The sequence below is a fragment of the Microbacterium sp. GXF6406 genome (assembly GCF_054798215.1).
Window position 1 is genome coordinate 1 of record NZ_JBSJZH010000031.1, and the last position, 11,825, is coordinate 11,825.

An 11,825-nucleotide genomic window follows, 5' to 3' on the forward strand; every position below is an offset into this window, starting at 1 on the left:
ACGCGATCGTCTACCGCGCCGCGGTCCTCATCCACGCCGCAATCGCGTGGACCCAACAATTATCAGACACGCCCTAGGCCGAAGGGACAGTTGAGAGCGGTCAGCCGGCAGACGAGGACGAGGACCACCGTGATGAGTCCGAGGCCTCCGGCGGCGATCGCCCAGGCCGGCGGCAGTTCGATCACGAGCACGAGCGTTCCGGTGAGCAGGACGAAGACGCCGAAGACCTTCTGGAGGGCGTCGGCTGGTATGCGTCCTGACAGGCGCGCACCGAGGAGCGCTCCGAGCACGGCCATCGCAGTGACCGCGGCCACCAGGGGCCAGTCGAGGGTCACCGTGGTCAGGTAGCCGGCGAGTCCGGCGAAGGACTTCATCGCGATCACCAGCAGTGAGGTGCCCACGGCCACCGGCATGCTGAGGCCGCCCAGCAGCACGAGCGCGGGGACGATGAGGAAGCCGCCGCCGGCGCCGACGATCCCGGTGATGAGGCCGACGACGATGCCTTCGAGCATGGTCCGCAGCATCGGCAGCGAGTGGGCGCGCTCGGTCCCGGCATCGGCGGTGGGTTGGTCAGTGTCGCGCCTGGGCTTTCTGGTGACCATCGCGATCGCGGTGGCGATCATCATGATCGCGAAGGCCACCATCAGCACGGCACCGGGGAGCTGGCCTCCGATGAGTCCTCCGGCGAAGGCGCCCACCATGCCAGCGGCGCCGAAGATGAGCCCGGTGCGCCATCGGACTCGACGGTGCCGGGCGTGCACGACGAGGCTGGACAGCGAGGTCACGCCGACGATCAGCAGCGAGGCCGCGATGGCCTCTTTCGGGGGCATGCCCGCGATGTAGGTGAGCAGCGGGACGGTCAGGATCGACCCGCCACCGCCGAGCGTCCCTAGCGCGAGCCCGACGCTCACGGCGAGCACGAGGGTGAGGATCAGGGTGCCGCTCACTCGTGCTCACCGGGCATCGTGGTTGGTGCTGCGGGTCGTGACGCCGACCGTGCCGATGCCGGTCCAAGATGCGGGGTCGTTGCGGTTGAACGCCGTCGGAACGTCGGAGCACGCCAGGGCATCACAGTTCCTGGGTCGCGACCGGGATGGATGCGATCGCGCTCCGTGCGGTGGGGCTGGCCGTGACCTTGTTCCAGGGCATGCGGGAGAGGATGCGGCCCATCAGGCAGGAGCCGGTGAGCGCCGCGACGACGAGCCCGGCGCTGAGCGCGAACGCGATGAATCGGGACTCCGGCCACAGGAACTCGGCCACGAGCAGGCTCACCAGGACGATCAGCCCGGCCGTGAACCGCACCTGGCGCTCGATGTCCCAGCGAGCTGCGCCGCGGACCACCTGGCCGCCAGCGGCCTCGAAGGCGGGCACGCCGCCGGTGAGCACGTTGGCCGTCCGCACGCCGGCGGCAGCGAGATGCTGCTGGGCCTGGGTGGCGCGGTTGCCGGACTGGCACACCAGCACCGCGCGGTGCCCGAGCCGCTCTGCCAGCTCCGAGGCATGTTCGGTCAGCAGCGGCAGCGGGACGTTGTACGAGCCGTGGATATGGAGGGTCTCGAACTCGGCCGGGGACCGCACGTCGATGATCGTGAGGTCGTCGTGAAGCTGACGCCACTGGGCGAGCTCCTCGGCGGTGATCGTTCGGAGTTCAGCGAAGGGATTGGTCATGGGGTGGTTCCTCGTCAGGTCTGGCCGCGGGCAGCGGAGATGCGAACGGAAGGGGCTGGGGCCGACCGCACGTCGGAGGATGCGAGCGGTCTGCTGTGCGTCAGGCCAGCGCGGTCTCGCTGGTGGTCTCCTGCCATGCGCGCCAGGCGTTGTAGCTGCCGTCGAGTTCTACGACGTCGTGCCCGGCGCGTCGTAGGGCGCTGGCGGCGACGGTGTTCCGCATCCCGGACTGGCAGTAGGTCACGATCGTGCCGGAGCGCGGCAGCTCGTCTTGGTGCCAGAGCACGCGCGCGGCGCTGAGCTGTGTGGCGCCGGGGATGTGCCCGGCAGCGTACTCGCCGCGCTGGCGCACGTCCAGCAGCAGCGCGGCATCGAAACCTGCCAGCTCGGCCGGCTCGATGAGGGGCGGGACGAACCGAGGAAGCCCGTCGATGGTGGTGACGTAGCCGGCGGTCTGGTCGATGCCGACCCGCAGCAGCCGATCCGCGATCGCCTGGGCGGCGGGCTGGTCCTCGGCCAGCAGCACCAGCGGACGCGAGTCGGTCTCGGGATCGTAGGCCCAGGCGGCGTAGGTGGCGGTCTTGGGGCCGTCGGGGATGTTGAGCGAGCCGGCAACGGTGCCCTGATGGGCCTGCGCCGGCGGGCGGGTGTCGACGAAGGTGATCTCGTCGGCCTCCAGCCGCCGCGCCACCTCCGCTACGGCCAGCTCTGGCACCGGGCCGCGCTCGCCCAGCACGGCGGGACCCTCGCGGTTCTGCTTCTTCATCCTCGCGAAGTAGGCGTGCGCGTCGGGCTGCCCGTCGAGCAGCTCCTCGATGAACCCCTGCTCGTCGTCGGCAGCCAGGTGGCGACTCCACCACGCGTGGGCGCGCTCGTAGCCGACCGTGGTCGAGGGCAGCGCTCCGAGCGCCTTGCCGCACGCACTGCCGGAGCCGTGCCCCGGGTGGACCTGGACATGATCCGGCAAGGTCAGGAACACCTCACGCAAGCTGCTGAACAGTTGCCGCGCGCCCTCGAAGCGCGTGTCGACCCCACCCGCGGCCTCGTCCAGCAGGTCGGGGCGGCCCAGGTCCCCGGCGAACACGAAGTCGCCGGAGATGAGGTAGCCGGGCTCGCTGGCGAAGGCACCATCGGTGACCAGGAACACCAGGTGCTCAGGAGTGTGACCAGGCGTGTGCCGGGCCTGGATCGTGATGTTGCCGATCGTGATCGTGTCGCCGTCGTACAGACGCCGGGCGTCGAAACCGTACTGCCAGTCCGCGCCGCCCTCGCCGGAGACGTAGACCTCGGCGCCGACCGCCGCAGCCAGCTCGCGCGTCCCAGACAGGTAGTCAGCGTGGATGTGGGTCTCGGTCACTGCGACGATCCGCATGCCGTGCTTGGCCGCGAGCGCCAGGTAGTCCGCGATGTCGCGGCGCGCGTCGATCACCACCGCCTCGCCCTTGGCCTGGCAGCCGATGAAGTACCCGGCCTGCGCCAGGTCCTCGTCGTAGATGCGTTCGAGAAGCACTGTTCATCCTTCCGTCGATGCCATTGATACCCCTGGGGGTATTTTTACCATCTCATACCCCCTGGGGTATTTCAAGTCGAGTGTGCGACCCGAGCGCCCGCGATCGACATGCCCGCGTGGCTGGCCGTCGCAGAGGACTCGTTCAGAGGGGACTCAGCGATCGTCGCCACCAGGTGCCGTCGTTCCTGGAGGAGGAGTGCAGCGCCGTTGATGGTGATGTGGGTGGGCGCGATGATCGGTCCTTGGCCGTCGGGTTCGTAGGCTTGGGCGACATCACCGGTGAGGACGTTGTGGACCCGGATCGCCCCATCCTCTCGCAGATAGAGGAAGACGCCGCCGATCGCCGCGATGGTGGTCTCGGCGGCAACAGGCAGGGACCACAGTGGTCGGTCGTCGGCGTCATAGCCGTGCAGGCCGGTGTCGTCCAGGGTGACGAGGGTCCCCGTGGTGGGGTCTACGGCGGCGTCGCGTGCGGTGCTGCTCACGATGCTGCCCTGATCCAGGTCGAGGAGCGCGCCGGTGGTCTCGGAGGTGGCGACGAGCGCGAGCCCGTCTCCCGGTGCAGGGCGCAGGGACGCGTTGATGGACGCCGCCGTCCAGCCGTGCTCGGCGAGGGGGACGCGCCAGAGCTCCTGATCGTCGGCCGTGTCGCGCGCGATCAGAGTGTCCTCGTGGGTGAGCAGCACGATGCCGTGGTACTCGCCGATGATGCGGATACCTTCGGGGCTCGACTCGTCGGCCGCGACGTCTCCGGTGGTGGGGTCGAGCGCGACGCGTGGGCCGGTCTCGCCCATGAAGCCTTCGGGAGGTGCGGCGAAGACCAGGCCGGGGCCTTGGTAGGGGCCGGGCACCTCGACCGGACCCCAGACCCGTTCCCCGGTCGTCAGGTCGTAGGCGGTGGCAGTCGTCGCGGCCAGGGCGTCGGCCGTGGTCTGGAGGTCGCCCAGGATCGCGAGGGCTCGGCCGTGCGCGTCGGTGGCCACGACGAACCCGGTGCAGCTCGCTGGACGTTGCGCGGCCCACAGCACGTCCCCGTGGACGTCCACGGCGGTGAACTCCAGCACACCGTCGCGTTCACCGGCGGCCAGATACACCCCGTCCGCGTACTGCGGAGTGATGTCCCACCCGGGGTCCACGACCTCCAGCTCCTCGAACGGCGTCGGTAGCCGCATGCCCGAGGTGTCCACCACGGGTAGCGACCCATCGACCGAGTAGGGGTCTCTTACGGGCTCGGGCTCGGATGCCCCGCAGCCGGTCACCAGCAGCGCGGCCACGGCGGCGAGGGCAAGGCTGGAGCGTCGCCGGCGCGGCTTCATGACTGTTCCGCGCGGTGCTCGCCCGCCTGGGCGTCAGCGCGAGCGTGGGTACGGCGGCGTCTGGCCCAGAGCAAGAGTGCGATCCCGGCGATGAGGACGACGGCGAGGATGTCCAGGATCGGGTTCGCCAGGATCGCGGTGTTCTCTTGGAGCCAGGCCTGGGCGTCGAGCGGAACCAGTTCGGGAGCGCCGACCAGGCCGTTGGTGGTCCAGAACAGCACCCCGACGCCCACGATCAGCAGCCCGGTGACCACCGAGGTGGTGTGCAGCTCCCGGCCCAGCACGGTGAACGATCGCCCGCGCAGGAATCGGCGTCCACGGGCGCCCAGGCGCTGCCAGAGCGCGGCGATCAGCAGCAGCGGCAGCACCATGCCCGCGCCGTACACGGCGAGCATGACGCCGGCGGCGAGGGTGTCGCCGCGGGCGGCGGCCAGGGTGAGCACGGCGCCTAGGATCGGGCCGGCGCAGAATCCCGCGATGCCACTGGCAGCGCCCAGCAGCACCGTCTTGACGAGTCCGGTCTTGGACGCCGCTTGCGCGTGCAGGTCGGCCCCGGCCGGTAGCAGCCGGGCAGGGTCGAACCCGAACCCGAGCGCCTGTGCCGCGCCGAGGACGACCAGGACCAGCGAGGCGATGAGCACGATCGCCTGCCGGTGGGTCACGAACAGCGTCCCCAGGGCGCCGGCTCCGACTCCCACAGGGACCAGGACGGTCAGCAGGCCGACGTAGAACACGGCTCCGTGCAGCAGCAGCCGGGGGCCGGTGCCGATCGTGGAGGCGAAGAACGCCGGCATCAGCAGCGCCGCGCACGGGCTCAGCAGCGCGAGCGTGCCGCCGGCGAACGCGGCGAGCAGTCCGATGTCCACGCCGCCTCACTCCGCCGCGTCGAGCGCGGTCTGGAACGCCTTCTGGAACACCTCGGTGGGCTGCGCCCCGACGATCGGCTGTCCGCCCAGGATGAAGATCGGGGTGGAGGTGGCGCCGAGGTCGAACCCGAACTGCTGGTTGGCGGCGATCACCTGCGCCGTCTCCTCCGAGCCCAGGTCGGCGGTGAACTGCTCGGTGTCCAAACCGAGTTCGCCCGCCAAGGCGATCAGGGCTTCCTCGCTCAGCTCGCTCTCGGACCTGCGCTCCCCGTCCTCGAACAGGGCGTCGTGGTACTCCCAGAGCGCCCCCTGGAGGGCGGCGGCGTACGAGGCCCGCGCTGCGCGCTCGGACGCGGGACCGAACACGTTGATGTCGCGCCACTCGATCCGCAGCTCCCCGGCGTCGACGTGCTCCATCATCGACGGCAGCGTCTGCTCGCTCCACCGAGCGCAGAACGGGCACTGATAGTCCGAGAACACCACCAGCACCACCGGCGCATCCACGGGCCCGGCAGCGAGCAAATCCGCCTCGTCCCTGGTCTCGGCCGCAGACAGGTCCGGTTGCTCGGGGTTCTGCACCTCCGTCGGCGCGCCGCTATCCGACGGCGAGCCCCCCTCCTCGGCCGTCGTGCCACCCCAGTTCACCGCCACGATCACGGCGATCAGGACAGCAGCCAGCGTCAACACGGCGACCGGCACGACCCATGACGACCTCGAACGGTTCGACGGTTTCGGGCGGTTCGTGGTCTCGGTGGGCATAGGGATTCTCCTGTTACTGTCGCGGGCACCGACCTCTACTATCTCAGATAGTCGACTATGCGTGGTAGTCGAGTCATGTCAGAATGGGTTCCATGACCTCTCCCACGACTCGATCCCGCCAGGGCATCGGCGAAAGCTTCCGGTTGGCGGTCCAGGCGCTTCGAGGGTGGACGGGCCGGCAGGTGCTGGCCGCGATCGCCGCCTCGGCGGTCGTCGCGGTGGTGATCGGGGTGGCGACGGTGCTGATCCCCAACCCGGTGTTCGGTCGAGACATCCCGCCGGTGTGGTGGAACTATCCGGTGTGGCTGGTCACCTCGGTGCTGTCGGGCATGCTGGTCGCCACCTATGTCCGCCCGTACCGCGCCGCCGCATACGAGCAGCAGGCGAACGTGGTCAGCGAGGACGGCAGCACCGCCACCGACGCGGCCGATGAGGCGCAGGCGCGGCGCAGCAGCCGGATGGGGATGGCCGGCGGCATCCTGGCGTGGTTCGCGGTGGGGTGCCCGGTGTGCAACAAGCTGGCGCTGCTGGCGCTGGGGTACTCGGGAGCGATCACCTGGTTCACCCCCGTGCAGCCGTTCCTCGCGCTCGGCGCGCTGATCCTGACCGGGGTCGCCCTGGTGTGGCGACTACGCGGGCAGGTCGCTTGCCCGGTCCGCCCCGAGCCGGTGGCGGTCGCGTCATGAACGTAGGCGGTGAGCGCTCGGGTGATCTGCTGCGCCTAGGGGCGTTGGAAGCGCAGGTGATGGACGTGCTGTGGGACCACGGCCCGGCCACTGTGCGCGAAGTGATCGAGCTCCTGCCCTCCGATCCCGCCTACACCACCATCGCGACCGTGCTCACCAACCTGGACCGCAAGCGACTGGTGACCATCACGAGGCAGAACCGGTCCACCCGGTACAGCGCCAAACTCAGCAGGCACGAGCACGCCGCGGGGCTGATGGAGCAAGTGCTAGAGGCCAGCCGCGACCGGGCCGCCTCGATCCTGCAGTTCGTGGACTCGATGCCCGAGAACGACCTGGACCTGCTACGCGACTACCTGGAACGCCGCGACCGGGGAGACATGCCGTGACCGCCGGCATCCTCACGATGGCTCTGTGCACCGGACTGGTGGCGCTGGCAATGCTCGGGCCGGCCCTGCTGCGGCACGCGGCCCCCGCTCTGGTGCGGGTCCCGCGCTTGGCGATCGTGGTCGTCGCCGGCGGCATCGGGGTCTGGCTGGTCACGCTGCTGGCGATCGGCCCGGTGCTGGCCTGGGCCGGAGCCGGCCCCGCGCTGCTGCCCGAACGCGCGGCCGAGGTCTGCCAACGGTGCCTGAGCGCCGCGAACCCGTTCGCCGCCGACACCACCGACACCCTGGTCCCCGCGGTGCTGCTGCTCGCCCTGCCGGTGGCGCTGGCCCTTGCCCTGGGAGCAGGTCTTGCCCGCCAGATGTCCCGGCGTAGCTCCCGTTCCCGGCACGCCGCCCGCACGCTGCTGCACGGCGCGCGGCGGCAGCTCCTGCATGGACACGAGGTGGCACTGGTCGACGCCGAGCACCCGTTCGCGCTCACCTTCCCGGCCCGTCACGGCGGGATCGTGCTCTCCACCGGCGCGGTGCGCGCGCTGGGGCCGGGCGAGCTGGCCGCCGTGCTGGCCCACGAGCACGCCCACCTGCACCAACGCCACCACCTCATCACCGCGCTGGTGGACAGCATCGCCGCCTACCTACGGTGGGTGCCGCTGATCCGCGCTGCCGCCGACGCGCTGCCGCACTACCTGGAGATCGCCGCGGACGACCAGGCCCGCCGTCGCGCAGGAACCCCGGCGCTGGTCAGCGCCCTGGTCAAGCTCGGCGAACGCACCCACCCCGCCATGCCGCAGCACTCCTGCCCTGTCGCCTTGCACGCCGCCGGCCCCGAACGCATCCGCCACCTCGTCCACCCCAGCGCCGGGCTGGCAGGCGCCCTGCCCGCCGTCGCGATCGCCGCATACCTGGTCGGCATGGCCGCCCTTGCTGCCCTCGTCCATCTGCCCTACGTCTCGGCCGCCCTCACCGGCTGCACCATCTGACCCTGCCGGAAACCAAGAGAGAACACCAAACAATGAATGAGAACACTCGTGAGGTGATCCTGCACGTGGCCGACGACCCCGCCGACGTGCGACGGGCGCTGGACGCCGCCGCCGGACTCCACGCCGCCGGCCTGGGAGTGCGGGTGCGGGTGATCGTCAATGGCCCGGCACTGGCCGGCCTGACCGGCACCGATGCCGTCCAGGTGCCCGAGCACACCGAGGTGGCCGCGTGCAGCGTCGGGCTCGGACGGCGCGGCATCGACCCCGGCGAGTTGCGACCCGAGGTCGGCACGGTCCCCTCCGCGGTCACCGCGATCGTCCATGCGCAACTGGCCGGCACCGCCTACATCCGCATCTGACCGGACCAGAAGGTGGCAGATGGAGCGCCGATGAGCACCATCGGGTTGCTGCACGGGATGAGCAGCGTCGCGACGGTGGACTACTACCGCCGGATCAACGACCGCGTGAACGAGCTGCGTGGCGGGCACGAGCGAGCCGAGCTGGTGCTGTCCAGCGTGAACTTCGGCGTCATCGAACGATGCGTGCGCGCCGAAGCCTGGGATGAGGCCGGACAGTATCTGGCAGGCAAAGCCCGGGGCCTGCAGCGGGCGGGAGCGGACTTCATCGCCTGCGGGAGCAACACCATGCACCGAGTCGCGCCCGTCATCGAGGCGGCGATCACCGTCCCATTCCTGCACATCGCCGATGTGGTCGCGACCACAGCGACCGACATCGGGGTGCCCGGCTGGGACTGCTCGGCACCGCGCCGACGATGGAACAGGACTTCTACCGGAGAAGACTCGAGCGAGCGGGCTTCACTGTGCTGACCCCGGAGCCCGTCGACCGGACCACGGTCGATCAGATCATCTTCGACGAGCTGACCAGACACGTGTTCCGGCCAGAGTCTCAGGAGACCTATATCCGGGTCATGACAGACCTCCACGCGGCCGGGGCCGAGGCGATCGTGCTCGGATGCACCGAGATCATCCTCTTGGTCGGCCCCGACGACGTGCCGGGACTGCCGCTGCTTGACTCGACCACGCTGCACGTCGAAGCCATCGTCCAGACCGCGATGTCCCGCGGCTAAGCCGCCCCACAGCGGGTCCGCCGCGCCGGGACGAGCCGGTCACCGGCGCTGGAGGAGAAGTACCCCCTCGGTCAGCTCGGCGGCCTCGCCGGAAGGGGCGGTGGCGTGTCGGGTGCGCGTCTGGATGCTCAGGACGAGCCAGTCGTGCTCGTTGAGGTTCAGCTCCACGAACTGTCGTGCCGGGCTGGGAAAGCTGTGCGCGGGATGATCCGCCGCGTCGACCCAGGGTGGGAGTGCGGCGTGGGAGAGGACCACGAGGTGACCGCCGGCGCGCACCGTGGCGGCTGCGCGTTGCAGGATCGCGATGCGCGGGAGCGGGACAGGCGAGTGCAGGAAGCTGGCGGTCACCAGGTCGTAGGGGCCGTCGTCCGGCTCCCACCGTGCCAGGTCGGCAGTGACGAACCGGGTGGCCGCGCTGGCCTGTTGACGCTGAGCCTCGCGGCGTGCGCGCGCGGTCGCGGTGGCGGAGATGTCCACGCCGGTGACGATCCAGCCCTGGGTGGCGAGCCAGATCGCATCGGCGCCCTCCCCGCACCCCAAATCCAGCGCTTTCCCCGGAGCCAAGTGCTGCACAGCGTTGACCAGGCCAGGGTTCGGGCGGCCCGACCACACGCGCTCGGCGTCCCGGTAGCGGCCCTCCCAGAACTCCCGAGGATTCTGAGAGCGCGAGTCGTGGCGCGTGGCGCCTGTCATCGTCCGAACAGCCGGGCGAAGAACCCGCCCGTGGCCGGTTCCTTCGGCTCTTTCTCGTGGCCGGGGCACCACTGCCCGGCGGGCACGGTGCGCTTGACCTCGGCGATGTGCTGGCCGCAGCCGGCCCAGGTGGTCTTGCCGCAGATCTTACAGGTCACAGCTCGGCACATGGATTGCTTCTTCCTTCAAGGGCTGTCTGTCGGTTGGTCGTGAGGATCGCTCGTTCAGGCGAGCGTGAGGAACAGCTTCTCCAGCTCCTCGGTGGTGATGTCGTCGGCACGGTTGGTGCCGTCGGGGTCGGCGATGCAGTCCTTCATCGCGGTGGAGATGATCGCGAACCCGGCACGGTCAAGCGCCGAGGAGACCGCCGCGAGCTGGGTCACCACCTCCCGGCACGACCCGCCGCCTTCGACCGCGTCAATGACGGCGTTGAGCTGGCCGCGGGCGCGGCGGAGCCGGTTGAGGATGCGGCGCTGGGCATCGGGGTCACTCGTGGACATGAGAACTCCTGTTCGGGACGGGGGCGCTCGTCAGGTCGACGTGCTGCCGGGCATCGGGGATGTCGAGTGTGTGCTGCGGCCTCTGGGACTGCCGACCAGTAGTGAGCCAGTTCGTCGGGCATGTTCCCGTGACCGCCATGACCGCGATGACGGCGGCCATCACGCCGGCGACTACCGCGATCGCCGGGTCCGTCGACAGCATGGATGCACCGAACGAGCCGACGATCAGGGCGACGGCTCCACGGCTCAGCCGCCCCCATACGCCGGCACGGCATGCCGGGGCGCAGGTGAGCTGTTGGTCAGACATAGGCAAAACTCCTCCGACTGTCAGGAACGCCGTCGAGCGGGTGGTCGGCCCAAAAGCCCAGGATCAGCACCGAGCTCTCCTCGACCACCCGGGTCGGGTTCTCTCGCCTGATCTCGGTCGCACCCATGACTCCAACATACCCCCGGGGGTATCTTGATCTCAACTTTGTCATCACAGCGTCGCGAACGAGGTCTCCGCGACAGAGGCAAGCGGACTCTCCGCACGGTTGTGCAGCGCCCGCCGATCGCTCCTCACGCAGCCCACTCCTCTCGGGCCGCGTAGGCCGCAGAGGTCACGGGCCGGTCGGGAGGCGGCTAACTCAGGGCGGTCGGCGAAGACCGGCTGAACCATACGACTATGCTAGATAGTAACTATGATGGATAGTCGGGCATGAGCTTGGTCGACGTGCGGAACGGGGTTCGGAGCATGCGGGAGACAGTCGGACGGAGCAAGCAACCGCCGCGGCGCTGGCACGGGACCCTCAGCGCGGCGGCGGGGACGGTCCTCGTCCTCGCTGGAGTAGGCCTTCTCGCCGCGCCGGAGCGGGTCGAGTATGTGTACGGGACGGTGAAGACGGCGGTGACGGGAAGCATCCATGCCGCGCGGGAGGACGCGTTCGGAGACCTGCCCACCGTGGACTTGGGCGCCACGGGTGGCGTGCACGAACGGGTCTGCTGAGGCTTTGGTTGAGTCCGGGGTTTATGCCGCCAGGGCGACGGCTTCCATCATTATGGTCTCGAGTTCGACGGGGGTCAGTTTCCCGAGTCGTCGCTGTCGGCGCTTGCGGTGGTAGATCCCCTCTATCCATTGCACGATCGCGAGGCGCAGCTCCAACCTGCTGCCCCAGGGGTGCCGGTCGAGGAGGTTCTTCTGCAGCAGGCTGAAGAACGATTCCATTGCGGCGTTATCGCCGCACGCGCCCACTCTTCCCATCGATCCGACGAGCTTGTGGCGCTTGAGTGTCTTGCGGAATTTCCTGGACCTGAACTGGCCGTATTCAACCGGTCGTCGCAACACCGGCGAATCGGGGTATTGGATGAGCGTGTGGGACAGGCAGAAGCAGGTGC

Annotated in this window: 19 protein-coding genes; 7 read left to right on the plus strand and 12 right to left on the minus strand. The window is 69.7% G+C overall.

The window, feature by feature from the left end; all coding sequences use genetic code 11:
- Positions 1-62: 62 nt before the first annotated feature.
- The 6 genes from ACWAUG_RS12950 to ACWAUG_RS12975 all read right to left on the minus strand — a co-directional run bounded on the left by ACWAUG_RS12950 (position 63) and on the right by ACWAUG_RS12975 (position 6,119).
- Positions 63-947, minus strand: coding sequence for a sulfite exporter TauE/SafE family protein (locus ACWAUG_RS12950; protein WP_460802720.1), 885 nt, complete (start codon positions 945-947; stop codon positions 63-65).
- A gap of 121 nt (positions 948-1,068) precedes the next feature.
- A complete protein-coding gene (locus tag ACWAUG_RS12955; protein ID WP_460802721.1) occupies positions 1,069-1,668 on the minus strand; it encodes a rhodanese-like domain-containing protein in 600 nt (199 codons plus the stop codon).
- A gap of 100 nt (positions 1,669-1,768) precedes the next feature.
- The gene (locus ACWAUG_RS12960; protein WP_434551320.1) at positions 1,769-3,178 is read right to left on the minus strand and encodes an MBL fold metallo-hydrolase; all 1,410 of its coding nucleotides are present in this window, start codon (positions 3,176-3,178) and stop codon (positions 1,769-1,771) included.
- A gap of 71 nt (positions 3,179-3,249) precedes the next feature.
- Entirely contained in the window at positions 3,250-4,494 is a 1,245-nt protein-coding gene (locus ACWAUG_RS12965) for a hypothetical protein (protein ID WP_460802722.1), read from the minus strand.
- A complete protein-coding gene (locus ACWAUG_RS12970) occupies positions 4,491-5,360 on the minus strand; it encodes a cytochrome c biogenesis CcdA family protein (RefSeq protein ID WP_434551322.1) in 870 nt (289 codons plus the stop codon). Before ACWAUG_RS12970 ends, ACWAUG_RS12965 begins: the two co-directional genes overlap by 4 nt.
- Positions 5,361-5,366: 6 nt before the next feature.
- Positions 5,367-6,119 (minus strand): DsbA family protein, encoded by a 753-nt coding sequence (locus ACWAUG_RS12975; protein WP_460802723.1) that lies wholly within the window; start codon positions 6,117-6,119, stop codon positions 5,367-5,369.
- 92 nt (positions 6,120-6,211) lie between these two features.
- Here ACWAUG_RS12975 and ACWAUG_RS12980 point away from each other — a divergent pair, with 92 nt between their 5' ends.
- From ACWAUG_RS12980 to ACWAUG_RS13005, 6 genes are read left to right on the plus strand one after another with little or no spacing between them, the layout of a single operon-like run.
- The gene (locus ACWAUG_RS12980; RefSeq protein ID WP_434551324.1) at positions 6,212-6,805 is read left to right on the plus strand and encodes a hypothetical protein; all 594 of its coding nucleotides are present in this window, start codon (positions 6,212-6,214) and stop codon (positions 6,803-6,805) included.
- Positions 6,802-7,191 (plus strand): BlaI/MecI/CopY family transcriptional regulator, encoded by a 390-nt coding sequence (locus tag ACWAUG_RS12985; RefSeq protein WP_460802724.1) that lies wholly within the window; start codon positions 6,802-6,804, stop codon positions 7,189-7,191. Before ACWAUG_RS12980 ends, ACWAUG_RS12985 begins: the two co-directional genes overlap by 4 nt.
- Complete coding sequence (locus ACWAUG_RS12990) at positions 7,188-8,171, plus strand: M56 family metallopeptidase (RefSeq protein ID WP_460802725.1); 984 nt, start codon at positions 7,188-7,190, stop codon at positions 8,169-8,171. Before ACWAUG_RS12985 ends, ACWAUG_RS12990 begins: the two co-directional genes overlap by 4 nt.
- 32 nt (positions 8,172-8,203) lie before the next feature.
- Positions 8,204-8,530 carry a hypothetical protein gene (locus tag ACWAUG_RS12995; protein WP_460802726.1) on the plus strand — a complete coding sequence of 109 codons (327 nt, stop codon included), beginning with the start codon at positions 8,204-8,206 and terminating at the stop codon, positions 8,528-8,530.
- Positions 8,531-8,560: 30 nt separating this feature from the next.
- Positions 8,561-8,998 (plus strand): aspartate/glutamate racemase family protein, encoded by a 438-nt coding sequence (locus ACWAUG_RS13000; RefSeq protein ID WP_460802727.1) that lies wholly within the window; start codon positions 8,561-8,563, stop codon positions 8,996-8,998.
- The gene (locus tag ACWAUG_RS13005) at positions 8,944-9,258 is read left to right on the plus strand and encodes an aspartate/glutamate racemase family protein (RefSeq protein WP_460802728.1); all 315 of its coding nucleotides are present in this window, start codon (positions 8,944-8,946) and stop codon (positions 9,256-9,258) included. The genes ACWAUG_RS13000 and ACWAUG_RS13005 overlap by 55 nt, the downstream gene beginning before the upstream one ends.
- Before the next feature lie 39 nt (positions 9,259-9,297).
- Here ACWAUG_RS13005 and ACWAUG_RS13010 read toward each other — a convergent pair whose 3' ends face one another.
- The 5 genes from ACWAUG_RS13010 to ACWAUG_RS13030 all read right to left on the minus strand — a co-directional run bounded on the left by ACWAUG_RS13010 (position 9,298) and on the right by ACWAUG_RS13030 (position 10,885).
- Complete coding sequence (locus ACWAUG_RS13010; RefSeq protein ID WP_460802729.1) at positions 9,298-9,951, minus strand: class I SAM-dependent methyltransferase; 654 nt, start codon at positions 9,949-9,951, stop codon at positions 9,298-9,300.
- Positions 9,948-10,109, minus strand: a complete 162-nt coding sequence (locus tag ACWAUG_RS13015; protein WP_460802737.1) for a hypothetical protein — start codon at positions 10,107-10,109, stop codon at positions 9,948-9,950. The genes ACWAUG_RS13010 and ACWAUG_RS13015 overlap by 4 nt, the downstream gene beginning before the upstream one ends.
- A gap of 66 nt (positions 10,110-10,175) precedes the next feature.
- Entirely contained in the window at positions 10,176-10,451 is a 276-nt protein-coding gene (locus ACWAUG_RS13020; RefSeq protein ID WP_026529653.1) for a metal-sensitive transcriptional regulator, read from the minus strand.
- On the minus strand, positions 10,438-10,758 hold the full coding sequence (locus tag ACWAUG_RS13025) for a hypothetical protein (protein ID WP_460802731.1): 321 nt from the start codon (positions 10,756-10,758) through the stop codon (positions 10,438-10,440). Before ACWAUG_RS13025 ends, ACWAUG_RS13020 begins: the two co-directional genes overlap by 14 nt.
- On the minus strand, positions 10,751-10,885 hold the full coding sequence (locus tag ACWAUG_RS13030; RefSeq protein WP_460802732.1) for a hypothetical protein: 135 nt from the start codon (positions 10,883-10,885) through the stop codon (positions 10,751-10,753). Before ACWAUG_RS13030 ends, ACWAUG_RS13025 begins: the two co-directional genes overlap by 8 nt.
- Positions 10,886-11,148: 263 nt before the next feature.
- Here ACWAUG_RS13030 and ACWAUG_RS13035 point away from each other — a divergent pair, with 263 nt between their 5' ends.
- A complete protein-coding gene (locus tag ACWAUG_RS13035; protein WP_460802733.1) occupies positions 11,149-11,436 on the plus strand; it encodes a hypothetical protein in 288 nt (95 codons plus the stop codon).
- Between the two features lie 21 nt (positions 11,437-11,457).
- On the opposite strand, the gene ACWAUG_RS13040 is transcribed toward ACWAUG_RS13035, so the two are convergent.
- On the minus strand, positions 11,458-11,825 hold a 368-nt coding region (locus ACWAUG_RS13040), incomplete at its 5' end, for an integrase core domain-containing protein (RefSeq protein WP_460802735.1).